The organism is Pseudomonas furukawaii (assembly GCF_002355475.1).
Classification (GTDB): Bacteria; Pseudomonadota; Gammaproteobacteria; order Pseudomonadales; family Pseudomonadaceae; genus Metapseudomonas; species Metapseudomonas furukawaii.
Genome location: NZ_AP014862.1, coordinates 1290420 through 1312745 on the forward strand (window position 1 = coordinate 1290420; position 22326 = coordinate 1312745).

The 22326-nt window shown below is 67.1% G+C and carries 23 protein-coding genes; 19 read left to right on the top strand and 4 right to left on the bottom strand.

The window, feature by feature from the left end; all coding sequences use genetic code 11:
* Positions 1-50: 50 nt before the first annotated feature.
* A complete protein-coding gene (locus tag KF707C_RS05990) occupies positions 51-1625 on the top strand; it encodes a FadD3 family acyl-CoA ligase (RefSeq protein WP_003453664.1) in 1575 nt (524 codons plus the stop codon).
* A gap of 93 nt (positions 1626-1718) precedes the next feature.
* Here the strand turns inward: KF707C_RS05990 and KF707C_RS05995 are convergent, their stop codons facing one another.
* Positions 1719-2048 (bottom strand): hypothetical protein, encoded by a 330-nt coding sequence (locus KF707C_RS05995; protein WP_003453665.1) that lies wholly within the window; start codon positions 2046-2048, stop codon positions 1719-1721.
* A gap of 509 nt (positions 2049-2557) precedes the next feature.
* On the opposite strand from KF707C_RS05995, the gene KF707C_RS06000 reads away from it, so the two are divergent.
* The 10 genes from KF707C_RS06000 to KF707C_RS06045 all read left to right on the top strand — a co-directional run bounded on the left by KF707C_RS06000 (position 2558) and on the right by KF707C_RS06045 (position 12460).
* Positions 2558-3451, top strand: coding sequence for a VOC family protein (locus tag KF707C_RS06000; protein WP_003453674.1), 894 nt, complete (start codon positions 2558-2560; stop codon positions 3449-3451).
* A 10-nt stretch (positions 3452-3461) separates the two neighbouring features.
* Positions 3462-4343 carry a CoA transferase subunit A gene (locus KF707C_RS06005; RefSeq protein ID WP_003453675.1) on the top strand — a complete coding sequence of 294 codons (882 nt, stop codon included), beginning with the start codon at positions 3462-3464 and terminating at the stop codon, positions 4341-4343.
* A gap of 10 nt (positions 4344-4353) precedes the next feature.
* On the top strand, positions 4354-5169 hold the full coding sequence (locus KF707C_RS06010) for a CoA-transferase subunit beta (RefSeq protein ID WP_003453678.1): 816 nt from the start codon (positions 4354-4356) through the stop codon (positions 5167-5169).
* Between the two features lie 24 nt (positions 5170-5193).
* The gene (locus tag KF707C_RS06015; RefSeq protein ID WP_003453680.1) at positions 5194-6063 is read left to right on the top strand and encodes an enoyl-CoA hydratase; all 870 of its coding nucleotides are present in this window, start codon (positions 5194-5196) and stop codon (positions 6061-6063) included.
* A complete protein-coding gene (locus tag KF707C_RS06020; RefSeq protein WP_003453682.1) occupies positions 6063-7136 on the top strand; it encodes an NAD(P)H-dependent flavin oxidoreductase in 1074 nt (357 codons plus the stop codon). Before KF707C_RS06015 ends, KF707C_RS06020 begins: the two co-directional genes overlap by 1 nt.
* Before the next feature lie 79 nt (positions 7137-7215).
* On the top strand, positions 7216-7974 hold the full coding sequence (locus KF707C_RS06025; RefSeq protein WP_003453685.1) for an enoyl-CoA hydratase family protein: 759 nt from the start codon (positions 7216-7218) through the stop codon (positions 7972-7974).
* A 6-nt stretch (positions 7975-7980) separates the two neighbouring features.
* A complete protein-coding gene (locus KF707C_RS06030; RefSeq protein ID WP_003453687.1) occupies positions 7981-9147 on the top strand; it encodes an acyl-CoA dehydrogenase family protein in 1167 nt (388 codons plus the stop codon).
* Between the two features lie 9 nt (positions 9148-9156).
* Positions 9157-10209 carry an acyl-CoA dehydrogenase family protein gene (locus tag KF707C_RS06035; RefSeq protein WP_003453692.1) on the top strand — a complete coding sequence of 351 codons (1053 nt, stop codon included), beginning with the start codon at positions 9157-9159 and terminating at the stop codon, positions 10207-10209.
* A 146-nt stretch (positions 10210-10355) separates the two neighbouring features.
* On the top strand, positions 10356-11504 hold the full coding sequence (locus KF707C_RS06040; protein ID WP_003453708.1) for an acetyl-CoA C-acetyltransferase: 1149 nt from the start codon (positions 10356-10358) through the stop codon (positions 11502-11504).
* An 80-nt stretch (positions 11505-11584) separates the two neighbouring features.
* Complete coding sequence (locus KF707C_RS06045; RefSeq protein ID WP_003453711.1) at positions 11585-12460, top strand: SDR family oxidoreductase; 876 nt, start codon at positions 11585-11587, stop codon at positions 12458-12460.
* A gap of 133 nt (positions 12461-12593) precedes the next feature.
* On the opposite strand, the gene KF707C_RS06050 is transcribed toward KF707C_RS06045, so the two are convergent.
* The 3 genes from KF707C_RS06050 to KF707C_RS06060 form a co-directional block, all read right to left on the bottom strand.
* The gene (locus KF707C_RS06050; RefSeq protein ID WP_003453714.1) at positions 12594-12995 is read right to left on the bottom strand and encodes a type II toxin-antitoxin system MqsA family antitoxin; all 402 of its coding nucleotides are present in this window, start codon (positions 12993-12995) and stop codon (positions 12594-12596) included.
* Positions 12996-12997: 2 nt separating this feature from the next.
* Positions 12998-13294 carry a type II toxin-antitoxin system MqsR family toxin gene (locus KF707C_RS06055; RefSeq protein ID WP_036993337.1) on the bottom strand — a complete coding sequence of 99 codons (297 nt, stop codon included), beginning with the start codon at positions 13292-13294 and terminating at the stop codon, positions 12998-13000.
* Between the two features lie 182 nt (positions 13295-13476).
* Complete coding sequence (locus KF707C_RS06060) at positions 13477-13944, bottom strand: BRO-N domain-containing protein (protein WP_003453719.1); 468 nt, start codon at positions 13942-13944, stop codon at positions 13477-13479.
* Positions 13945-14624: 680 nt separating this feature from the next.
* Between KF707C_RS06060 and KF707C_RS06065 the strand changes: the two genes are divergently transcribed.
* From KF707C_RS06065 to KF707C_RS06100, 8 genes are all read left to right on the top strand, one after another.
* Positions 14625-16259 (top strand): S-type pyocin domain-containing protein, encoded by a 1635-nt coding sequence (locus KF707C_RS06065; RefSeq protein ID WP_003453722.1) that lies wholly within the window; start codon positions 14625-14627, stop codon positions 16257-16259.
* Positions 16260-16274: 15 nt separating this feature from the next.
* Complete coding sequence (locus tag KF707C_RS06070) at positions 16275-16532, top strand: bacteriocin immunity protein (RefSeq protein ID WP_036993339.1); 258 nt, start codon at positions 16275-16277, stop codon at positions 16530-16532.
* 218 nt (positions 16533-16750) lie between these two features.
* The gene (locus tag KF707C_RS06075; RefSeq protein ID WP_036993340.1) at positions 16751-17032 is read left to right on the top strand and encodes a bacteriocin immunity protein; all 282 of its coding nucleotides are present in this window, start codon (positions 16751-16753) and stop codon (positions 17030-17032) included.
* Between the two features lie 364 nt (positions 17033-17396).
* A complete protein-coding gene (locus KF707C_RS06080) occupies positions 17397-18554 on the top strand; it encodes an acyl-CoA dehydrogenase family protein (RefSeq protein WP_003453728.1) in 1158 nt (385 codons plus the stop codon).
* Complete coding sequence (locus KF707C_RS06085; protein WP_003453729.1) at positions 18551-19738, top strand: acyl-CoA dehydrogenase family protein; 1188 nt, start codon at positions 18551-18553, stop codon at positions 19736-19738. The genes KF707C_RS06080 and KF707C_RS06085 overlap by 4 nt, the downstream gene beginning before the upstream one ends.
* A gap of 14 nt (positions 19739-19752) precedes the next feature.
* Positions 19753-20535, top strand: coding sequence for an SDR family oxidoreductase (locus KF707C_RS06090; RefSeq protein ID WP_003453732.1), 783 nt, complete (start codon positions 19753-19755; stop codon positions 20533-20535).
* 2 nt (positions 20536-20537) lie between these two features.
* Entirely contained in the window at positions 20538-20996 is a 459-nt protein-coding gene (locus KF707C_RS06095; RefSeq protein WP_003453734.1) for a MaoC family dehydratase, read from the top strand.
* A gap of 118 nt (positions 20997-21114) precedes the next feature.
* A complete protein-coding gene (locus KF707C_RS06100) occupies positions 21115-22317 on the top strand; it encodes an acetyl-CoA C-acyltransferase (RefSeq protein WP_003453735.1) in 1203 nt (400 codons plus the stop codon).
* The last annotated feature ends 9 nt before the right edge of the window (positions 22318-22326 follow it).

Sequence of the window (22326 nt, forward strand, 5' to 3'; positions counted from 1 at the left end):
CCACGGTCGGGTTCTCCCGGCCGTCGTCCCGTCGCGCCCGAGAAAAGCCCATGTCCAATCTGGAAAGCGCCCTCACCATTCCTGAACTGCTGGCTGCCGCCGCGACCCGCTACGGCGACGCCATGGCCATCGAGGACGACCACGTCCGCATCAGCTACCACCAGCTCGACCAGTTGCGTCGCCAGGCGGCCCGCGCCCTGCTGGCGCTGGAGATCGAGGCTGGCGAGCGGGTGGCGATCTGGGCGCCGAACATCCAGGAGTGGATAGTCGCCGCCGTGGCACTGCAAAGCGTCGGCGCCGTGCTGGTGCCGTTGAATACGCGGATGAAGGGCGCCGAGGCCGCCTTCATCCTGCGCGAGAGCGGCGCCAGCCTGTTATTCGTCATCGGTGAGTTCCTGGGCACCGATTACCCGGCGTTGCTGGCCGGCGAGGCGCTGCCGGAGCTGCGTCGGCGCGTCTGCCTGCGCGGCGAGGCGGCGGGTTGCCTGGACTGGGATGCCTTCCTCGCCCTCGGCGCCGAAGTCTCCCCGGCGGAGCTCGTGGTGCGCGAGGGGGAGGTCCATGAGCACAGCCTGTCGGACCTGCTGTTCACCTCCGGCACCACCGGCAAACCCAAGGGCGTGATGACCGCCCATGGCCAGAACCTGCGGATCGTCCGCGACTGGAGCGCCATGGTCGGCCTGAGGGCCGGCGACCGCTACCTGATCGTCAATCCCTTCTTCCACAGCTTCGGCTACAAGGCCGGCTGGCTGGCGGCGCTGATGCGCGGCTGCTGCATCCTGCCGCAACAGGTGTTCGATGTGCCGGTGATGCTGGAGCGGGTCGCCCGCGAACGCATCACCGTGCTGCCTGGCCCGCCGACCCTGTACCAGTCGATCCTCAGTCACCCGGACCGCCAGGACCACGACCTGTCGAGCCTGCGCGTGGCGGTCACGGGCGCCGCCTCGGTCCCGGTGGACATGGTCCGGCGCATGCGCAGCGAACTGGGGTTCGAGACGATAGTCACCGCCTACGGCCTGACCGAGGCCTGCGGCTTCGTCACCATCTGCCGACCGGGCGACTCCGCCGAGCGGGTCGCCACCACCTCCGGTCGCGCCTTCCCGGACGTGGAAGTGCGCTGCGTGGACGGTGCCGGCAACCCGGTGCCGGCGGGCGAACCGGGGGAGCTGCTGGTGCGCGGCTACAACCTGATGAAGGGCTACTTCAACAACCCCGGGGCCACGGCCGAAGCCATCGACGCCGACGGCTGGCTGCACACCGGCGACATCGGCGTGCTGGACGAAGCGGGCTACCTGCGCATCACCGACCGGCTCAAGGACATGTTCATCACCGGCGGCTTCAACGTGTATCCGGCGGAGATCGAGCAGGTCATCCTGCGCTATCCGGGCGTGGCCCAGGCCGCCGTCATCGGCATCCCCGACGAGCGCCTGGGGGAAGTGGCCATGGCCTTCCTGCTGCCCGCCCAGGGCCAGCGGGTGGATACCGGCGCCTTCCTGGCCTGGTGCCGCGAGCAGATGGCCAACTACAAGGTGCCCCGCCGTGCGCTGCTGGTGGACGCCATGCCGCTCAATGCCGCCGGGAAGGTCACCAAGGACGCCCTGCGCCGGTTGGCCGGCGCGGGCTGAAGCGGCAGGTCCCGGGTCAAACGAAAGCCCCGGCGCAAGGCCGGGGCTTTGTCCTGTCCGTCCGTGGCACCGGGGCACGCCCGCCGTCGCGGATCAGTGCCGGTCATCCACCTGCCGATAAGGCGTGCGCGACTGATGACGGGTAGCGGGGGCCGCGATCGGCTGGGCGTCGGTCGAGCCGGCGGCGGTGGGGCTGTCCTCGACCAGCCGGGCGAAACGTTCGCTTTCGTCATCGAGCGTCTGCATGCCCCGCACCTGCAGCTCGCGGTACTGGAGCAGGCGATCGCCGCCGCCTTCGGCCAGCATCAGGAGCGGTTGTTGGTCTGCCGGTTGAAGCGCTGCACTGAATGCCTGCGACGACGTGAATGCGACAACGGAAAACAGCAGGCTGGACAAGGCAGTGGTGGTAATAGCGGATTTCATTGTTTCTTCCTCTAAAGTTCCTGGTAATCCCCCCGAGTGCGGATATTAAGGGGCTTGAGAAAGTTGGCCAGCACTATCTTTGAAGTGCTGACAAGTGGCGAACTTCAAGATAAATGGCGAGTTTGTAAGCCAATGATTGGCATGCATTATTCCTGTTCTTTTGCTCGTTTTCAGTGCGTGTAATGAACTGTATTGAAGTTTGTAATGGTCTGTAAGTTGGTTGTTTCTGTCCGGTTTCATGGAAACAATCCAGAAACAAAAAACGGATGAACTTTCGGGCGCTCTGGTCCGACTTTTGAATGAGGGCGTGGACGCGGACGGAGGGCTCTCACCCGATGCCCTGCCGGCTTGTCTCGAACAGGCCCTCGGCAAGGGCCAAAGCCCCTGTCCGACGCGCCTCTTGCGCTAGTCCCATTGGACGATGCCCCCCGCCGGGCCCACCGATTTAATCCCTCCCATGACGCTCCGCGCCCGCTGTGCGCGGTGATAACGACACTGAGGAGAACCGCATGGATATCCGTGGGCTGGGCTACGTCACCGTGGCCTCGACAGACCTGAAGCGCTGGCGCGGCTACGCCACCGGCGTGCTCGGCATGATGGTGGGCGCCGAATCGGAGGAGCGGCTCTACCTGAAGATGGATGCGCGCCCCTACCGCATCCTGGTGGAGAAGGCCGACCGCGATGGCTATGGCGCCTGTGGCTGGGAAGTGGCCGGCAAGGCCGACTTCGAGCGGGCCATCGCCGAGCTGGGCGAGGCCGATGTGGCCGTGACCCGGGCCAGCGCCGCCGAGGCCGCGCAGCGCCAGGTCCAGGAGCTGGCGCGCTTCGCCGATCCCGACGGCAATCGCCATGAGCTCTTCTGGGGGCCACGCCAGGACTTCGCGCCCTTCGTGTCCCCGGCCGGCGTCTCCGGCTTCGTCACCAGCGACCTGGGCATGGGCCACGCGGTGCTGCCGGCGCCGTCCTTCGACCGCTGCCTGGACTTCTACGAGCGGGTCATGGGCTTCGGCCTGTCGGACCTGATGAAGGTGCGCTTCACCCCCGACCCGGCCGAGCCGGAGAAGCGCATCCACTTCCTCCACTGCAACAACGGCCGCCACCACTCCCTGGCGCTCTTCGAGTGCCCGGTGCCCTCCGGTTGCGTGCACCTGATGGTGGAGGTCCGCGAGCTGGACGATGTCGGCCGCGCCCTCGACCGCATGCACGCCAGCGGCGTGAAGCTCTCGGCCACCCTGGGCCGCCACACCAACGACGAGATGACCAGCTTCTACATGCAGACCCCGGGCGGCTTCGACCTGGAGTTCGGCTGCGGCGGCAAGGTCATGGACTGGTCGCGGCACACCCCCTTCGAGAGCACGGTGGTCAGCCACTGGGGCCACGATTTCAGCGTCGGTCGCCGATAAGGAGCTGCAGATGGACAAACGCATGACCGCTGGCGACATGGTCGGCCAGCTGCGGGACGGCATGACCCTCGGCATCGGTGGCTGGGGCCCCCGGCGCAAGCCCATGGCGCTGATCCGCGAGATCCTCCGCTCGGACCTCAAGGACCTGACCGTCGTCGCCTACGGTGGCGCCGACGTCGGCATGCTCTGCGCCGCCGGCAAGGTGCGCAAGCTGGTCTACGCCTTCGTCTCCCTCGACTTCATTCCCCTCGAACCCTACTTCCGCAAGGCCCGCCAGGCGGGCGAGGTGGAGGTGATGGAGATCGACGAGGGCATGCTGCTGCTGGGGCTCAAGGCCGCCGCCATGGGCGTGCCCTTCATCCCCACCCGCGTGGGCCTGGGCACCGACGTGCTGCGGATCAACCCGCAGCTGCGCCTGGTCACCTCGCCCTACGAACCCGAGCGCGAGTGGGTCGCCATGCCGGCCCTGAAGCTGGACGCCGCCCTGGTCCACGTGGACCGCGCGGACGCCCGGGGCCTCTGCCAGATCGCCGGCCCCGACCACTACATGGACGACCTGTTCGTCCGTGCGGCCGACAAGGCCTACGTCAGTTGCGACGAGCTGGTGGACAGCGCCTGGTTCCACGACGACCCGGCCCGTGCCCGCCAGGTGTTCTGGGAGCGCAACCGCACCAGCGCCGTGGTGCACCTGCCGGGCGGGGCCCACCCCTCGTCCTGCGCGCCGCTCTACGGCTTCGATGTCGCCCACTTCAAGGCCTACAACGCCTCCGCCAGCGAGGCGGATGGCTGGCAGGCCTACCTGGAGCGCTACGTGAACTGCGGCGAAGCCGAGTACCTCGCCCGCGTCGGGGGGCTGGATGCCATCCGCCGCCTGCCGCTGCCGGTTTTCTGAGGACGTTGACATGACTGCCACGAAACAACCCTACAGCCTGGCGGAGCTGATGATCTGCGCCGCCTCCGAGGCCTTCCGCGACGACGGCGAGGTGCTCGCCACCGGCATCGGCGTGCTGCAGCGCCTGGCCGCCTCCCTGGCCATGCTCAACACCAACGCCGAACTGATGATGACCGACTCCGAGGCCTTCATGGTCGCCGAACCCGTGCCCCTGGGGCCGCGTGGCGACTACCGGCCCAGGTTCGACAGCTGGATGGGCTTCTCGCGCATCTTCGACAACGTCTGGAGCGGCAAGCGCCACGCCCTGGTGGGGCCGGTTCAGGTGGACCGCTACGGCCAGGCCAACATCTCCTGCGTTGGCGACCATGCCCGGCCGAAGTCGCAGATGCTCGGCGTGCGCGGCTTCCCGGGCAATTCCATCAGCCATGCCAACTCCTTCCTGGTGCCGAACCACAGCCCCCGCGTGTTCGTCGAGGGCGAGGTCGACCTGGTGTCCTCGGTGGGCTACAACCCGGCGCGCCTGGCCCGTGGCTGGTCCCTGGACGACATCGACATCCGCCTGATCGTCACCGACCTCTGCGTCCTCGACTTCCTCGGCCCGGACCGCCAGGTGCGCATCCGATCGCTGCACCCGGGCGTCGAGGCGGACGAGGTCCAGGCGGCCACCGGCTTCCCGCTGCACATCCCGGCGACCATCCCCACCACGGCGGCGCCGACCCTGGAACAGCTGATCCTCATCCAGCAACTGGACCCGCACAACCTGCGTGCCGCCCAGCTCAAGGACAACCCGCCGGGCGTCCGCGCCCCGCACTGCACCACCGCCTGAAGTCCCGTGAGACGGAGCCGCGCCATGAACGAGCACGCCGATAACACCGACAACCCGGTCCTCTACGAGGTACAGGGTCCCGTGGCCCTGGTCACCCTGCACCGGCCCGAATACCACAACGCGCAGAACTCGCGGATGACCTACGCGCTGGACGCGGCCTTCAAGCGCGCCTGCGACGACGACGAGGTCAAGGTCATCGTCCTGCGGGGGGCCGGCAAGCACTTCTCCGCCGGCCACGACATCGGCACCCCGGGCCGGGACATCCACCAGAGCTTCGACCGCGCCAGCCTCTGGTACGACCATGTGAACAAGCCCGGCGGTGAGTTCCTCTACGCCCGCGAACAGGAGGTCTACCTGGGCATGTGCCGGCGCTGGCGCGACATGCCCAAGCCCACCATCGCCATGGTCCAGGGCGCCTGCATCGCCGGCGGCCTGATGCTGGCCTGGGTCTGCGACCTGATCATCGCGTCGGACGACGCCTTCTTCTCCGACCCGGTGGTGCGCATGGGCATCCCCGGCGTCGAGTACTTCGCCCACGTCCACGAACTCAATCCGCGCATCGCCAAGGAGTTCCTCTTCCTCGGCGAGCGCATGGGCGCCGAGCGCGCCTGGCAGATGGGCATGGTCAACAAGGTGGTCCCGCGCGATGTGCTGGAGGACGTCACCCTCGACGTCGCCCGGCGCATCGCGCAGATGCCGCGCCTCGGCCTGCAGCTGACCAAGCAGGCGGTGAACAACGCCGAGGACCTGATGGGCAAGCGCGCCACCATGGACATGGTGTTCGGCCTGCACCACTTCGCCCATGTCCATAACGAGCTGGTCAGCGGCGACAAGCTGGGCGGCTACGACGCCCGGGCCATGGCCCAGTCCCAGCGCAACCCCCTGGAGGCGTGATGGCGTTCTCCCTCGACACCCGCCTGACCCGCCTGCTGGGCTGCCGCTACCCCATCGTCCAGACCGCCATGGGCTGGGTCGCCGAACCGCGCCTGGTGGCCGCCAGCTGCAATGCCGGCGCCTTCGGCTTCCTCGCCGGCGCCACCATCGAGCCCGGGCGCATGGAAGCGGCCATCCTCGAGACCCGCGCGCTGACCGATCGGCCCTTCGGCGTGAATTTCCACATGTACCAGAGCAACGCCGACGCGATCGTCGACCTGGTGATCCGCCACGGCGTGCGCGCGGTCAGCTACAGCCGCTCGCCGGGCAAGGCCATGATCGGCCGGCTGAAGGATGCCGGCGTCGTCTGCATGCCCACGGTCGGCGCCCTCAAGCACGCCCTCAAGGCCGTGGAGATGGGCGCCGATGTCGTCACCGTGCAGGGCGGGGAGGGCGGTGGCCACACCGGCTCGGTGCCCACCTCGATCCTGCTGGGCCAGGTGGTGGACGCCCTCGACGTGCCGGTGGTGGCCGCCGGTGGCTTCAAGGATGGCCGTGGCCTGGTGTCCGCGCTCGCCCTGGGCGCCGAGGGTATCGCCATGGGCACGCGTTTTCTGATGAGCGCGGAAAGCCCGGTGCCGGCCGCCACCCTGGAGCGCTACCTGAAGGTGCGCGACCCGGCGGCGATCATCGTCAGCCGCGCCATCGACGGCCTGCCGCAACGGATGATCCGCAACGAACTGCTGGACGGCCTGGAGCGTTCCGGCGGCCTCAGGCGCCTGCTGCTGGCCCTGCGCAGCGCACTGGCCTACCGCCGTCACAGCGGCGCCAGCCTCGTCCAGCTGCTCGGCAGCGCGTTCAGGCTGCGAGGCGACGACGGCCTCAGCGCCGCCCAGACGCTGATGGCCGCCAACGCCCCCATGGTCATCCAGAAGGCCATGGTCGACGGGCAGCCGGCCGAGGGCGTGCTGCCCGCCGGGCAGATCGCCGCCGCCATCGACGGGCTGCCGGCCTGCGCCGAACTCATCGAATCCATCGTGCAGCAGGCCGAGCAATGCCTCGCCGCGCTGTGCCGCCAAACGGAGCCTTCGTAGGGTGCGCCCTGCGCGCCAACAGCCGGTGCGCGTGGCGCACCCGACAGACGAAGAATCGAATAACGACAGGGGTAGCCGGATGAACACTCCATTTCATGTAACGCAGGACAACGGCATCGCCGAGCTGGTTTTCGACCACCCGCCGGTGAACGCCTTCGACAGCCGTGGCTGGGCCGCCATCGCGACGGAGCTGGAGCGCCTGGGCGCCTCGCCGGAGGTCCGGGTCATCGTCATCCGCGCCGAGGGGCGGGGCTTCTGCGCCGGCGTCGATATCAAGGAGCTGGCCGGCAACCCGGACCTGATCGTCGCCGTGAACAAGGGCAACTACGACAGCTTCCGCGCCGTCCACCGCAATCCCAAGCCGGTGATCGTCGCCGTCCACGGCTTCGTCCTCGGCGGCGGCATCGGCCTCTGCGGGGCCGCCGATATCCTGGTGGCCTCGGACTGCGCGCGCTTCGGCGTGCCCGAGGTGGACCGGGGCGCCATGGGCGGCGGCGCCCACTTGCAGCGCCTGTTCCCGGTGCAGAAGGTGCGCCACATGTACTTCACCGGCGAGATGATCGACGCCGCCGAAGCCTGGCGCCTGGGGGCCGTGGAGCGTGTGGTGCCAAGGTCCGAGCTGCGCGAGGCGGCCCTGGACATTGCGCGGAAGATCGCCGCCAAGAGCCCGGCCATGATCGCCCTGGCCAAGGAGGCGCTGACCGGCATCGAGGACGGCGACCTCGAGGACAAGTACCGCTGGGAGCAGGGCTTCACCCTGCAGGCCTACCGCTCGCTGGATTCCCAGGAAGCCCGCGACGCCTTCGTCGACAAGCGCGACGCCAACTTCAGGGGCTGAACCGCCATGGAACTCTCCTACACACCCGAGCAACAGGCCTTCCGCGAGGAAGCCCGCGCCTGGCTGGCGGCGAATGTGCCGGCCGAACCGCTGAAGTCCTTCGACTGCGAGCAAGGCTTCGCCCAGCACCGCGCCTGGGAGGCGCGCCTGAACGAGGGCCGCTGGGGCATGGTCACCTGGCCCAGGGAACTGGGCGGACGCGGCTGCGACCTGATCGAATGGCTGATCTTCGAGGAGGAGTACTACCGCGCCGGGGCGCCGGCACGGGTCAACCAGAACGGCATCTTCCTCCTCGGCCCGACCCTCATGGAGTTCGGCACCCCGGAGCAGCAGGCGCGTTTCCTGCCGAAGATGGCCACGGGCGAGGACATCTGGGCCCAGGGCTGGTCCGAGCCCAACGCCGGGTCCGACATGGCCGCCATTCGCTGCCGCGCCGAACGCCGGGGCGACCACTACCTGATCAACGGCCAGAAGACCTGGTCCACCCGCGCCGTGTGGGCCGACTGGCTGTTCGGGCTGTTCCGCAGCGACCCCCATTCCAGCCGCCACCACGGCCTCACCTTCATCCTCCTGCCGCTCGACAGCCCGGGCATCACCGTGCGGCCGATTCCCCAGCTGGACGGCCTGCCCGGTTTCGCCGAGATCTTCTTCGACGACGTGAAGGTGCCGGTGGAGAACGTGCTCGGCGGCGAGGGCATGGGTTGGCACGTGGCCATGTCCACCGCCGGCTTCGAGCGCGGCCTGATGCTGCGCTCGCCGGCGCGCTTCCAGGAAACCGCGCGGCGCCTGGTGCAGCTCTACCAGGACAACCGCGAAAGCGCCGACCGCGACCCGGCCATCGGCGAAGCGGTGATGCGCGCCTGGCTGGACGCCGAGGCCTACACCCTGAACACCTACATGACCGCCTCGCGGCTGCTCAAGGGCGGCAAGATCGGCGCGGAATCCTCCACCAACAAGATCTTCTGGTCCGAACTCGACCAGCGCATGCACGAGACGGCCCTGTCGATCCTCGGCCTGCGCGGCGAGCTGCTGCCGGAGGCGCCGGACGCGGGAGACGTCGGCCGCTGGCTGGACGGCTTCCTCTTCGCCCAGGCCGGGCCCATCTACGCCGGCACCAACGAGATCCAACGCAACATCATCGCCGAGCGCATGCTCGGCATGCCGCGAGCCTGAGGAGCGCCCATGGACTTCACCTTCAGCGACGACCAACTGCTGTTCGAAGAGAACGTGCGCGCCTTCCTCACCAACGAGGTGACCCCTGAGCGCATCCGCGAGCTGTGGCAGACCGAGAGTGGTCGTTGCGACCGGCTCTGGGGCCAGCTCACCGAGCTGGGCCTGACCGCCGTCACCGTGCCCGATGGTTTCGGCGGCCTGGACATGAACGAACTGGATTTCATCCTGCTCGCCCAGGAATGCGGCTACGCCGGTCTTCCCGAGCCCCTGGTGGACACCATGCTGCTGGGGGTGCCCATGCTCGTCGACCTGCCCGGCCAGCTCGACCTGAAGGGCGAATGGCTGACTCGCATCGCCGAAGGCAAGGCGCGTCTGGCCATCGGGCAGCCGGGCAATCCGCTGGTGGCCGACGCGCATGTGGCGGACTTGCTGCTCCTGCCCTGCGGCGATGAAGTGCATGCCCTGTCGCCCGAGCAGGTACGCCTGACCCGCAATGCATCGGTGGACCCGAGCCGCCAGCTGTTCCGCGTCGACTGGACGCCGGGCGACGCCACCCGCGTGGCCGATGCCGAACAGGGCCGCCGGCTCTGGGCCGACACCTTCAACCGGGGCGCCCTGGGTACCGCCGCACAGATGCTGGGCCTGGCCAGGCGCATGGTGGACCTGGCGGTGGACTACAGCTTCGAGCGCAAGCAGTTCGGCAAGCCGGTGGGCTCCTTCCAGGCCGTGAAGCACCTGATGGCCAACGTCGCGGTGCAGATCGAGTTCGCCAAGGGGCCGCTCTACCGCGCCGCCCATGCCGTCGCCCAGGGCCTGCCGGAGCAGGACGTGCAGGTTTCCCATGCCCGTCTCGCCTGCGCCGAAGCGGCGCTGCTGGGGGCGAAGAACGCCATCCAGACCCACGGCGCCATGGGGTACACCTGGGAGGTGGACCTGCAACTGTTCATGAAGCGCGCCTGGGCCCTGGACAAGGTCTGGGGCGACCGTGGCTGGCACAAGGCACGTATCCGCCAGGCGCTGTTCTCCGGTGCGGTCGTGCCGGGCGCCGGCAATACCTTCTGACCGGAGTCCCCTCACCCCAACCCTCTCCCGGAGGGAGAGGGAGCAGCTCGTGCGGCGCTTGAGTCCGGCACGGGCCGCTGTTCTCCCCTCTACCCTTGGGAGAAGGGCGAGGGTGGCCGTACCCACTTTTTCACCTGGAGCAACCCATGCCCGAAGCCTACATAGTCGACGCCCTGCGCACGCCCACCGGCCGCCGCAAGGGAGGCCTGAGCCATATCCACGCCGCCGACCTGGGCGCCCACGTGCTGCGCGAACTGGTGGCGCGCAACGGCATCCCCGATGAGGACTACGACGACGTGATCTTCGGTTGCGTCGACACCATCGGGCCCCTGGCCGGCGACATCGCCCGCACGGCCTGGCTGGCCGCCGGCCTGTCCCAGGCCGTGCCCGGCACCACCATCGACCGCCAGTGCGGCTCGTCCCAGCAGGCCGTGCACTTCGCCGCCCAGGCGGTGATGAGCGGCACCCAGGACGTGGTCATCGCCGGCGGCGTGCAGACCATGACCCAGATCCCCATCTCCTCGGCCATGACCGCCGCCGAACCGCTGGGCTTCAGCGACCCCTTCTCCGGTTCCGAAGGCTGGGTGAAGCGCTACGGCCCGCAGCCGCCCACCCAGTTCCGTTCCGCGCAGAGGATCGCCGAGCGCTGGGGCCTGTCCCGCGAGGCCCTGGAGGCCTACGCCCTGGAATCCCATCGGCGTGCCCTGCGGGCCATCGAAGAGGGGCGCTTCGCCCGCGAGATCCTGCCCCTGGCCGGCGTCGAGCATGACGAGACGCCGCGCCAGACCAGCCTGGACAAGATGGCCGAGCTGGAGCCCCTGTTCGGTTGCGACCGCGTCACCGCCGCCGTCTCCAGCCAGACCTGCGACGGCGCCAGCGCGCTGCTGGTGGTCTCCGAGGCGGCCCTCAAGCGCTACGGGCTGACGCCCCGCGCCCGCATCCACCACCTCAGCGTGCGCGCCGAGGACCCCATCTGGATGCTCACCGCCCCCATCCCGGCCACCGAGTACGCCTTGAAGCGTGCCGGCATGACGCTGGACGACATCGACCGGGTGGAGATCAACGAAGCCTTCGCCTCGGTGGCCATGGCCTGGCTCAAGGAAACCGGCTACCCCTCCGACCGCACCAACGTCAACGGCGGCGCCATCGCCCTCGGCCACCCCCTGGGCGCCACCGGCACCCGGCTGATGTGCACGCTGCTGCATGAACTGGAGCGCAGCGGCGGGCGCTACGGCCTGCAGACCATGTGCGAAGGCGGTGGCCAGGCCAACGTGACGATCATCGAGCGGCTCTAGCCACCTGCCCCCCCTCTCCCTCCGGGAGAGGGCCGGGGTGAGGGCAGCCAACCCCACACGAACTCATCGGAGAACTCCCCATGCCAATCTGCCAAGACCGTTCCGTCATCATCACCGGCGCCGGTGGCGGGCTGGGACGTGCCTACGCCCTGGCCTTCGCCGCCGAAGGCGCCAGGGTGCTGGTCAACGACATCAACCTGCCCGCCGCCGAGGCGGTGGTGGCCGAGATCCGCGCCGCCGGTGGCCAGGCCCTCGCCAGCAACGGCGACATCACCGACTACGCCGCCGCCGGCGAGATCGTCCGCGCCGCCCTGGAGGCCTTCGGCGACCTCCACGTGCTGGTGAACAACGCCGGCATCTGCCGCGACCGCATGTTCGCCAGCCTCACCGAAGCCGACTGGGACGCGGTGATGGCCGTGCACCTGAAAGGCCACTTCTGCCTCGCCAGCCATGCGGTGAAGTACTGGCGCGAACAGGCCAAGGGCGGCGTCGCGGTCAATGCGCGCATCATCAACACCAGCTCCGGCGCCGGCCTGCAGGGCTCCATCGGCCAGTCCAACTACGCCGCCGCCAAGGGCGGCATCGCCTCCCTCACGCTGGTGCAGGCGGCCGAACTGGCGCGCTACGGCATCACCGCCAACGCCCTGGCCCCCGCCGCCCGCACCGGCATGACCGAAGCGGTGTTCGCCGAGGTGATGAAGAAGCCCGAGGACGGCTTCGACCACTTCGCCCCCGAGAACGTCGCGCCGCTGGTGGTCTGGCTGGGCTCGGAGGCCTCCCGGGGCGTCACCGGGCGCATGTTCGAGGTGGAGGGCGGCAAGCTCTCCCTTGCCGATGGCTGGCGCAAGGGCCCGGAATTCGACAAGGGCGGCCGCTACCAGCCGGAGGAAGTGGGCGAGGTGATCGACCGCCTGCTGGCCGAAGCGGTGCCGGCGCAGAAGGTCTATGGCAGCTGAGCCCTGACGTCATTCCCCGGATGCGCCGCGCTCCACCAGGAGTCGCGGCGTTTCTCTTGATGAACAGCGTTGCGCGGTGTGACTCCTCGGCAGGGCGTGCAGCGATACACCGCTTCCAACCGTGCCGGCACGACTAGGTCATCCTGACTTCGTCCAAAAGCTCGGGGTGACGATCAAGCAGCTTGAGCAGCTTTACCAGAGCCAACGGCGGTTTGGTCTTGCCGTTCTCGTAGCGGGAGAATGCGTTGACACCACCACCGAAAATCTCTGCAGCTTCACGCTGGTCGAGCGCAAGCTTCTTGCGAACACGGGCGACAAAGCTCGGATCGACGATCGATGCGTTCACCTGCTTGTTGAACGCCAGCATCGCCGCACTGACTCGGGTCGACTCGCCCGCATCGAGAACCGTCTCGCCACAGGCCGGGCAGAAGTCACCGGTGACGGCCGGAATGGTGGTCGACTCGCCCTTGTAGGTGTGCGGCATATCGCGTGTGTCATGCACCAGTTCCGCCGCCGCACAGAATGGACATTTCATGTTCATAGCTCCTTGAAGGACAGGATGAGCACGTCATCGATGATCGTGAGTTTCAGGTAGACCTCCCCAGCTTCCGTATGAGTCCTGTACACGTCTTGCCAAACCCTGTGATCGGCATGCGTGGTCATGCTCTTGTAGAAGTCTGCCGGGACCAGCGCCATGACAATCCCGACCATCCCTTCAAAGTCGAAGCCCAGCGATGCCGCGCCAGCCAGCGCAGACAGGGTTGAGCGTACTTTCCCTGCCTCGACCAAGGCTTTCACGACGGAAAGCTTGCAATGTGGAGTCCTTTTTTCCATGGAAGTCACGCTAACCTACTAGGTTAAATTTGGCAATTTGGTTAAACCCACCCTGGGGAGCCGCGCAAAGCCAAAGGCCTCCCCAGAGCTGAGAGGGCGCACTCCACCGCAAATCATCCAACCCGGCGTCAGAGTCTCCATCCCCGCCAACGCCCACAGACGGGGTCCGTCGTGATCGATGCTCACACCGGCGCCCCCCAGCCCGAGGTCATCAACGCCGGCAGGTCCCGCCAGGCCACCCAGACGTCGCCTTGCCAGCGCACCACCGCAATCTGTCGGCCGTCACAGGTCAGGAGGTCCCGGCGCGGCGCCGCATCCGGCACCCGGTGATAGTCATGCAGCGTCGGCACCAGCACCTCGCCGAGCCAGCGGCCTATTCCGTCATGCTCCGGCCCGCCGAACCGGAACAGCGCCTTGTAGGCACCGCCATCGCTGATGGCCGCCACCTCCTCGTGACCGTCATGGCCGTAGTCGAGACGCAGCCGGCGTTGCTCGTAGGGCGCAAGGGCCTGGAGCAGGGGGCGGGCATCCCGTTGGCCGATCAGCCGGGCGAAGTCCCGGGCGACGAACCAGGGCTGGTTGTCGACCATCAGGGCGCGCAGGCGATGGGTGTCGCGGAGGAATACGAGGGGGGTGTATGCGTCGTGCATGGCGTAACTCCAATGTTGAGTTGACGACCGCCGCCCACGCCGTCATTCGAGGGGGGCAAGTCACGCGGGGTTGACAGACCGGCAACATTGGAACCGGCAGGCCACGAGGACCTCCCCGCGCGACCTGCCATGGAGCAGTGCAGCTGAGTGCTGCATATGCGTGCAAGAGCCTGCAAAAAACGTCCGCCGTTTTCCGCATGCACCCTGCGGCGCAATCGCGCCAATGTTGCTTCGGGCTGTCAAACCCGGCCACGGGATTGACCGTGACGGAGCGGACACTAGCCAGGGCGCGCGTAGGGCCTCAAGGCTAATGGTGGGTGGGAAATTTCTCTGTAGGTTGGAGAAATTACAGTCAGAGATATCTGTAGGAATTGGTCGCGCGGGGGAAGTTGTTGCGTTGGACCAACAGTTCTTGTGATTCGGCTACAGGTGGGGAGCTGCCGTATTCCACCGGCAACTTTCACCACATTTGTATTCCAGCGATTGTCGCCCGCCTGTCCAGGGAGCCGGACCCGGGGTAAGAGCAAGAAGTGCGCTTCGGCCAGGGTCAACAACCTCAAGTGCTCCATTAAGGCTATCTATTCAGGTGTTTTTTTGACCAGTTCCAGATTGATCCTACAGCCACCGGCTCGTGGTATGTGCCTTGATTGCGGCTCAGTTTCTACGATCGGGAAAAGGATATGGCCGTTGGATATTTCATTCGAAAGGGCGATAGAACAACCTGTGGAGGGGTGGTCCTGGATGGCCACCCGAGCTTTCGCATGCACGGTATTCCCGTGGCGCGAGAGGGGGATCCCGTCACCTGCGGCAAGGATGGTCAGCGCTATGTGATTGCTGGAGGTATTCAGCATTTCATGGCGAAAGGGCGTGTGGCTGGCACGCTGGATAGCTTTAGCACCTGTCCTTGTAACGCTCGCTTGATCCACTCTTTGCCAAGTGCGACCTATAAGTCGGCTCCTTCTCCCGGGGCAGCCTCCACCCCCTTTCCAGCAGTACCTGCGGGGCATGCCCGGCAGTCCCTATCCAGGCCGCCGGAGCGCGCATCTCTGGCCGAAAATGTGTCTGCCGGAAATCCGGCTGGTGTGCTCTCGCCAAAGGGCTGCGTCTTCGCCAAGTGTGTGAAGCTGCCCAACTCGGTAATCGACTACAACACGACTTCAGGTTCCTTCCCGGTCGATGACGTGAGTGATTACGGCAACCTCGTGCTGTTGGGGGGGCGTGAGCTGGATGACAGTGGCAACGTGCGGCTCCAGAAGATCAGCGGAAATCCTCCCGCTGGTTTTGGCTCCTTGGCAGTGCGTGGACTTGCGCCTTCGGGGGCTGTGGAGTCCTGTGGCGGACTCTGTGATGCGGCTTCCGCAGGCGGAGCGGTGGCTGGTGGTGGGCGTGTCGTCGTTGGCGCTGGCGGTCGCGCGGTCGGTAGCGGCATCCTCACGGGCGGGGTCGTCGGCGGTGCGCTGCTGGGTGTCGTAGCGATGCTCTGGCCGTCCGGCTTGGGGGATAGCGCGCTCTACACGGAAGAGCAGCTTCGCGCGATGAAGCAGGGGCGAACCCGGGTTCGGATTCGGGTTGAACAGCAGTCCGACGGCAGCCTGAAAGGCTACGGCTACAACACGCAGCTGCGCAGCGATTGGGAAATGATCCCGGTTGTTCAGTTCACCCCAATCGGTAGCCAGATGGTCGCCGACTTCGGCGGCGGTGTTGAGCTGATCTGGACGCCTGCCGCCACTCCTTCTGACACGCTGGGCATCCCCGCCCTGGACGCGGCTCCCCAGGCACCGCAGATCACTATCTACCCACCTGCAGAGCAGTCCGACAGGCTCATCGTCAATCCAATCTACCCGCCGGAGTATCGGGATTTCATCCTGGTGTTTCCGGCGGGATCCGGAATTGCGCCGCTCTACATCGTGATGAATGCCCGGCATGACCCGGGAGTTGTCACTGGGACTGGCGAGGATGTGTTCGGGATCTGGTTGGCAGGTGCCAGCGAAGGGCTTGGGGCGCCGATTCCGAAAAATGTTGCGAATGAACTGCGAGGCAGGAGCTTTAATAGCTTCGATGCCTTTAGGAGGGCTTTCTGGAAGGCTGTGTCTAACGATCCTGTACTAACGGCGCAATTCATTCCGCAGAACACTACGCGTATGACGGTTGGCAAGGCTCCTCGTGTCCGTAGGAAGGACAGTGTTGGAGGTAGACGCTCATTTGAGTTGCATCACTTGGACAACGTGTCCAAAGGTGGCGGTGTCTATGATGTCGACAACCTCCGGATCAACACTCCCAGAAACCATATTGACCTGCATCGAGGTGGTAAATAGCTCATGGATAACCTTATGAAAGACAGATTCTCCGATTACACGGAAGCCGAGTTTGTCCAACTGCTGAGGGAGCTGTACAAGGAGGATGCTGCGGATACAGACGAGCGTGCTGATGTTCTGCTTCTTCACTTTGAAAAGGTGAGCGAACATCCCGACGGATCAGACCTCATCTACTACCCTGAACCGGGTGCGGACAGTTCCCCCGAGGGTGTAACGCGCACAGTGAAAGAGTGGCGTGCAGCCAACGGACTTCCTGGTTTCAAATCCAACTGACACGACAAACGGGGAGTGACAATAGCCGGGGAAGCCTCGGCTATCGTCACTCCACGGTGCAGTGGACTTGCTCCTATCAAACCGGACACCGGCACCCCGTTAAGTTGACGCCTCAGCTGAGCGCCTGAACTCCCGAGGTGAGCGGTATTTCAGGGCACTGTGGGGATGCTCGCGTATAACGGTTGACAAGGTTCCTCGTGTCCGTATGAGGGACAGTGATGGACTTTCAGGACAAGACAAATCTTTCTGAATACACGGAAGCTGAATTCCTCTCCTTTCTTCGAGAGTTCTTCGAAGACACCAAGAACTTGAGAGGAGCGGAGCTTGAGCGCTATATCAGCAAACTTGCCGATCATTTCGTAAAAGTCACAGAACACCCCAGAGGCTCGGATTTGATCTTCTACCCCGCTCCTGGAGTAGATGACGGCCCCGAGGGTTTGTTAGAAGAGGTGAAGAAGTGGCGTGCGGCCAACGGACTTCCTGGCTTCAAGTCCAGCTGACACGGCAAGTAGGTAATGGCGATAGCCGGGGAAGCCTCGGCTATTGCCATCGCCCTGACGGAGAAGAGGACGTGCCTATCTTTCCTGCGCTAATGCGTCCTGGCTGCTCAACAGTACCGCGACCTCGTCTCAAGCCCCTCCGCGCTCTTCATAAGATGCCTTGCCCCGGGGCACAGGCCTTGCGCAGCCCCTCGGCCCCAATGCCTGTCTGATCCCTCCTTGCCTTTACCTGCGCGCTATCCCGCCTCCCTGCAACGGCCTTTCGCACGCACAAGCGCCCTGTCGTCCATCCGGACGATTCCCTGCCGCTGCCAAGTCGCCAGACTTCTTCCCGAGCCCTGGGAATCACAAGAAAGGCAGCCTTATGGAATTCGCGTTCAGCGATGAGCAGGAGATGATCCGCGAGTCCGCCGAGAGCTTTCTCGCGGATGTATCCGACTCCGCCGCCGTGCGTGCGGCGATGGCCTCCGAGCGGGGCTACGACCCGGAACTCTGGCAGCGTCTGTGCCGCGAGATGGTCTGGCCGGCGATCCACATTCCCGAGGCCCATGGCGGGCTGGGGCTGGGGTTCGTCGAGTTGGCGATCCTGCTGGAGCAGATGGGGCGCCGGCTGTTCTGTTCCCCCTTCTTCGCCACGGCCTGCCTGGCCACGCCGGCCCTGCTGCTGGCCGGCAACGAGGCGCCGAAGGCGCGCTGGTTGCCGCAACTGGCCGACGGCAGCCTGACCGCGACCCTGGCCTATGCCAGCAACAGCGCCAATGGCCTGGAGGCGGTGCATGCGAGCGTTCGCGCCGAGGGCAAGGGCTACGTCATCGAAGGCCGGCTGCGGCAGGTGGTGGATGGCCATAGCGCCGGCCTGCTGATCGTCGCAGCGCGCGGGGCATCGGGCATCGCGCTGTTTGCGGTGCCGGCCGATACCCCCGGCGTGCGCCGGCGCCTGCTGCCGACCCTGGACCAGACCCGCAAGCTCGCCGAGGTGGAGCTGGCGCATGTCTACCTGGGGCCGGAGGCACGGCTGGATGAGGACGGGCAGGGCGCCGCGCTGCTGGAGAAGGTCCTGCAACTGGCCTGCGTGGCCCAGGCCGCCGAGCAGGTGGGCGGCGCCCAGCAGGCTCTGGACCTGACCCTGGCCTATGTGTCCGAGCGCCAGCAGTTCGGCCGCAGCATCGCCAGCTTCCAGGCCATCAAGCACCGCATGGCGGACATGATGCTGCAGCTGGAGTGCGCCCGTTCCGCCGCGCTCTATGCCGCCTGCGTCGCCGAGGAGGCGCTGGTCGCCGGCGGTGATGCGCAGGTGGCCGCCGAGTTGCCGCTGGCCTCGGCGCTGGCCAAGGCGCGCTGCTCGGAGGCCTTCTTCCACTGCGCCGCCGAGTCGATCCAGCTGCATGGCGGCGTCGGCTTCACCTGGGAATACGACCCGCACCTCTACTTCAAGCGCGCCCGCGCCAGCGAGGCCTTCCTCGGCGCGCCGTCCTGGCACCGGGAGCGCATCGCCACCGCGCTATTGGGAGAACCGGCATGAAGATCCGATTCAGCGATGCGGACGAAGCCTTCCGCGCCGAGGTCGCCGCCTGGCTGGCCGAGCACCTGCGGGGCGAGTTCGCGGCCCTGCGCTTCCGTGGCGGCCCGGGGGACGAACACAGCTTCCCCGAGGCCCGCAAGGCCTGGGAGCGCAAGCTCGCCGAGGGCCGCTGGACCTGCGTGGGCTGGGCGCCGGAACACGGCGGCCGGGGGCTGTCCATCAGCCAGCAGGTGATCTTCCACGAGGAGTACGCCCGCGCTGGCGGCCCCGGGCGCATGGGTCACATCGGCGAGGGGCTGGCCGGGCCGACCATCGCTGCCTTCGGCACCCTCGATCAGAAGCGCCGGCTGCTGCCGGGCATAGTCGCGGGCACCGAGTTCTGGTGCCAGGGCTACTCCGAGCCGGGGGCCGGCTCGGACCTCGCCAATGTCCGCACTCGCGCGGTGCTGGAGGGCGATACCTGGCGCATCAGCGGGCAGAAGGTGTGGACGTCGCTGGCCCACGAATCCGACTGGTGCTTCGTCATCGCCCGCACCGAGGCCGGCAGCGTCGGCCATCAGGGCCTGTCCTTCCTGCTGGTGCCCATGGACCAGCCGGGCATCAGCGTGCGGCCCATCGAGCAGCTCACCGGCACCTCGGAGTTCAACGAGGTGTTCTTCGACGGGGCCCTGACCGACGCCGCCAATATCCTCGGCGCGCCGGGGGACGGCTGGAAGATCGCCATGGCCCTGCTGGGCTTCGAGCGGGGCGTGTCGACCCTCGGCCAGCAGATGCAGTTCCAGAACGAGCTGGACGAGATCGTCCGCATCGCCCGGGAGAACGGCGCCGCCCGCGACCCGCTGCTGCGCCAGCGGATCGCCGAGGCCTGGTGCGGCCTGCGCATCCTTCGCTACAACTCCCTGCGCATGCTCTCCGGCCCCCAGGACGGTTCGCTGCGCCGCGAGGCGATGATCTACAAGCTCAACTGGGCGAGCTGGCACGCCGACCTCGGCAAGCTTGCCATGGACGTGCTCGGCCCCGACGCCGAGCTGCTGGCGGGTGAGCCCTACGAGCTGGGGCGGCTGCAGGCGATGTTCCTCTTCAGCCGCTCGGACACGCTCTACGGCGGCACCAACGAAATCCAACGCAACATCATCGCCGAACGCGCCCTGGGCATGCCCCGGGAGCCGCGCCCGCGCGCCTGAACCGAGGACTGTTCATGACCACTCCAGACTATGTACCCGGCCACGGCCTGCTGCGCGGCAAGTCGGTGCTGATCACCGCCGCCGCCGGAGCCGGCATCGGCTATTCCGCGGCCCTGCGCGCCGCCGAGGAAGGCTGCCGGGCGCTGATGATCAGCGATATCCACGAGGGCCGGCTGGCCGAGGCGGCGGCGCGCATCCGCGAGGCCAGCGGCCTGCAGGCGGTGTACTCCCAGCCCTGCAACGTCACCGACGAGGCCCAGGTGCAGGCCCTGGTGGCCGCCGCCGAGCGTGACCTGGGCGGCGTCGACGTGCTGATCAACAACGCCGGCCTCGGCGGCTCGCGCCTCCTGGTGGAGATGAGCGACGAGGAATGGCACCGGGTGCTGGACGTGACCCTCACCGGCACCATGCGCATGACCCGCGCCATGCTGCCGAAGATGATCGAGCGGGCGCGGGGGGTGATAGTCAACAACGCCTCGGTGCTCGGCTGGCGCGCGCAGAAGGAGCAGAGCCACTACGCCGCCGCCAAGGCCGGCGTCATGGCGCTGACCCGCTGCGCAGCGGTGGAGGCGGCCGAGCATGGCATCCGCATCAACGCCGTGAGCCCGAGCATCGCGCTGCACGATTTCCTGAAGAAGTCGGCGCCCAGGGAGCTGCTGGACCAGCTCGCGTCCCGGGAAGCCTTCGGCCGCGCGGCGGAAGTCTGGGAAGTGGCCAACGTGATGATGTTCCTGGCCAGCGACTACAGCTCCTACATGACCGGCGAAGTGCTGTCGGTCTCCAGCCAGAGGGCCTGAGCATGACCCGAGTCTTCGAGCACCCGGCGCAGTTGCTGGAGCACCTGGGCGAGCACCTGGGCCACAGCGACTGGATTCCCATCGAGCAGTCGCGCATCGACCAGTTCGCCGAGGCCACGGGCGATCACCAGTGGATTCACGTCGATCCGCTCCGGGCCGCCAGCGGTCCCTTCGGCGCCTGCATCGCCCACGGCTACCTGACCCTGGCCCTGGTCAACCTCTTCCTGCCGCAGATCGTCGAGGTGCGCGGACTTTCCATGGGGGTGAACTACGGCTGCGAGAAGGTGCGTTTCCCCAATGTGGTGCGTGTCGGCAGCCGCGTGCGCGGCAGCGCCCAGCTGATCGCCGCCGAGGAGGTGAAGGGCGGCATCCAGGCCACTATCCGCGTCAGCGTGGACATCGAGGGCGAGCAGCGGCCGGGCTGCGTGGTGGACACCATCAGTCGGTATTACCCGGCCTAGACCCTCTTCCCGCGCGGGAGCGGCTGTCCGTGCAGCGCCTTTGTCTCCCCTCTCCCTTCGGGAGAGGGGCCGGGGGTGAGGGAAGCCCTTGCCCCGCATCTATTCCGAGGAACCCAGGATGAAAGAAGCCGTAATCGTCTCCACCGCCCGCACCCCCATCGGCAAGGCCTTCCGGGGGGCGTTGAACGACACCGAGGCCCCGCTGATGGGCGGCCATGTGGTGCGCGAGGCCGTGCGTCGAGCGGGTATCGAGCCCGGTGAAGTCGACGACGTGATCATGGGCGCCGCCGCCCAGCAGGGGACCCAGTCCTACAACCTCGGACGCCTGTGCGCCATGGCCGCCGGGCTGCCGGCCAGCGTGGCCGGCATGGCGGTGGAGCGGCAGTGCTCCTCGGGGCTGATGAGCATCGCCCTGGCCGCCAAGGGCATCATGTGCGATGAGATCGACATCGCGGTCGCTGGCGGCCTGGAGTCCATTTCCCTGGTGCAGAACAAGCACAAGAACAGCTACCGCAACCAGTCCGAGGCGGTGCTGCAGCGCGATCCCCGCGCCTACATCCCGATGATCGAGACGGCGGAGATCGTCTCCGAACGCTACCGAATCAGCCGCGAGCTGCAGGATGAATACGCCTATCACAGCCAGATGCGTACCGCCGTGGCCCAGAGTGCCGGCCTGTTCGACGCCGAACTGGCGCCGCTGACGGCGCGCAAGTGGGTGCTGGACAAGGCCAGCGGCGAGGGGCGCTACGAGTCGGTGGTGCTCACCCGCGACGAGTGCAACCGCGCCGACACCACCCGCGAGAGCCTGCGGGCCCTGGAACCGGTGTGGCAGGGCGGCCAGTGGACCGGGCCCGGGCGCTTCGTCACCGCCGGCAACGCTTCCCAGCTCTCCGATGGCGCTTCGGCTTCGGTGCTGATGAGCGCCCGGATGGCCGAGCGCCGAGGCCTGGAACCCCTGGGCATCTACCGGGGCCTGGCGGTGGCCGGTTGCGACGCCGACGAGATGGGCATCGGGCCGGTGTTCGCCATTCCCAAGCTGCTCAAGCGCCATGGCCTGTCCCTGGACCATATCGGCCTCTGGGAACTGAACGAGGCCTTCGCCTGCCAGGTGATCCATTGCCGCGACACCCTGGGCATCCCCGACGAGCGCCTGAACGTCAACGGCGGTGCCATCGCCATCGGCCACCCCTTCGGCATGTCCGGCGCGCGCATGGTCGGCCATGCCCTGATCGAGGGTAAGCGCCGGGGCCTGCGCTACGTGGTGGTGAGCATGTGCATCGGTGGCGGCATGGGGGCCGCCGCCCTCTTTGAAGTGGCTTGAGGAGGCCTG

What these genes read in the sequence shown, in the direction of transcription:
- KF707C_RS05990 (WP_003453664.1), top strand. Translation starts at nt 51, where the DNA reads ATGTCCAATCTGGAAAGCGCCCTCACCATTCCTGAACTGCTGGCTGCC.
- KF707C_RS05995 (WP_003453665.1), bottom strand. Translation starts at nt 2,048, where the DNA reads ATGAAATCCGCTATTACCACCACTGCCTTGTCCAGCCTGCTGTTTTCC.
- KF707C_RS06000 (WP_003453674.1), top strand. Translation starts at nt 2,558, where the DNA reads ATGGATATCCGTGGGCTGGGCTACGTCACCGTGGCCTCGACAGACCTG.
- KF707C_RS06005 (WP_003453675.1), top strand. Translation starts at nt 3,462, where the DNA reads ATGGACAAACGCATGACCGCTGGCGACATGGTCGGCCAGCTGCGGGAC.
- KF707C_RS06010 (WP_003453678.1), top strand. Translation starts at nt 4,354, where the DNA reads ATGACTGCCACGAAACAACCCTACAGCCTGGCGGAGCTGATGATCTGC.
- KF707C_RS06015 (WP_003453680.1), top strand. Translation starts at nt 5,194, where the DNA reads ATGAACGAGCACGCCGATAACACCGACAACCCGGTCCTCTACGAGGTA.
- KF707C_RS06020 (WP_003453682.1), top strand. Translation starts at nt 6,063, where the DNA reads ATGGCGTTCTCCCTCGACACCCGCCTGACCCGCCTGCTGGGCTGCCGC.
- KF707C_RS06025 (WP_003453685.1), top strand. Translation starts at nt 7,216, where the DNA reads ATGAACACTCCATTTCATGTAACGCAGGACAACGGCATCGCCGAGCTG.
- KF707C_RS06030 (WP_003453687.1), top strand. Translation starts at nt 7,981, where the DNA reads ATGGAACTCTCCTACACACCCGAGCAACAGGCCTTCCGCGAGGAAGCC.
- KF707C_RS06035 (WP_003453692.1), top strand. Translation starts at nt 9,157, where the DNA reads ATGGACTTCACCTTCAGCGACGACCAACTGCTGTTCGAAGAGAACGTG.
- KF707C_RS06040 (WP_003453708.1), top strand. Translation starts at nt 10,356, where the DNA reads ATGCCCGAAGCCTACATAGTCGACGCCCTGCGCACGCCCACCGGCCGC.
- KF707C_RS06045 (WP_003453711.1), top strand. Translation starts at nt 11,585, where the DNA reads ATGCCAATCTGCCAAGACCGTTCCGTCATCATCACCGGCGCCGGTGGC.
- KF707C_RS06050 (WP_003453714.1), bottom strand. Translation starts at nt 12,995, where the DNA reads ATGAAATGTCCATTCTGTGCGGCGGCGGAACTGGTGCATGACACACGC.
- KF707C_RS06055 (WP_036993337.1), bottom strand. Translation starts at nt 13,294, where the DNA reads ATGGAAAAAAGGACTCCACATTGCAAGCTTTCCGTCGTGAAAGCCTTG.
- KF707C_RS06060 (WP_003453719.1), bottom strand. Translation starts at nt 13,944, where the DNA reads ATGCACGACGCATACACCCCCCTCGTATTCCTCCGCGACACCCATCGC.
- KF707C_RS06065 (WP_003453722.1), top strand. Translation starts at nt 14,625, where the DNA reads ATGGCCGTTGGATATTTCATTCGAAAGGGCGATAGAACAACCTGTGGA.
- KF707C_RS06070 (WP_036993339.1), top strand. Translation starts at nt 16,275, where the DNA reads ATGAAAGACAGATTCTCCGATTACACGGAAGCCGAGTTTGTCCAACTG.
- KF707C_RS06075 (WP_036993340.1), top strand. Translation starts at nt 16,751, where the DNA reads ATGGACTTTCAGGACAAGACAAATCTTTCTGAATACACGGAAGCTGAA.
- KF707C_RS06080 (WP_003453728.1), top strand. Translation starts at nt 17,397, where the DNA reads ATGGAATTCGCGTTCAGCGATGAGCAGGAGATGATCCGCGAGTCCGCC.
- KF707C_RS06085 (WP_003453729.1), top strand. Translation starts at nt 18,551, where the DNA reads ATGAAGATCCGATTCAGCGATGCGGACGAAGCCTTCCGCGCCGAGGTC.
- KF707C_RS06090 (WP_003453732.1), top strand. Translation starts at nt 19,753, where the DNA reads ATGACCACTCCAGACTATGTACCCGGCCACGGCCTGCTGCGCGGCAAG.
- KF707C_RS06095 (WP_003453734.1), top strand. Translation starts at nt 20,538, where the DNA reads ATGACCCGAGTCTTCGAGCACCCGGCGCAGTTGCTGGAGCACCTGGGC.
- KF707C_RS06100 (WP_003453735.1), top strand. Translation starts at nt 21,115, where the DNA reads ATGAAAGAAGCCGTAATCGTCTCCACCGCCCGCACCCCCATCGGCAAG.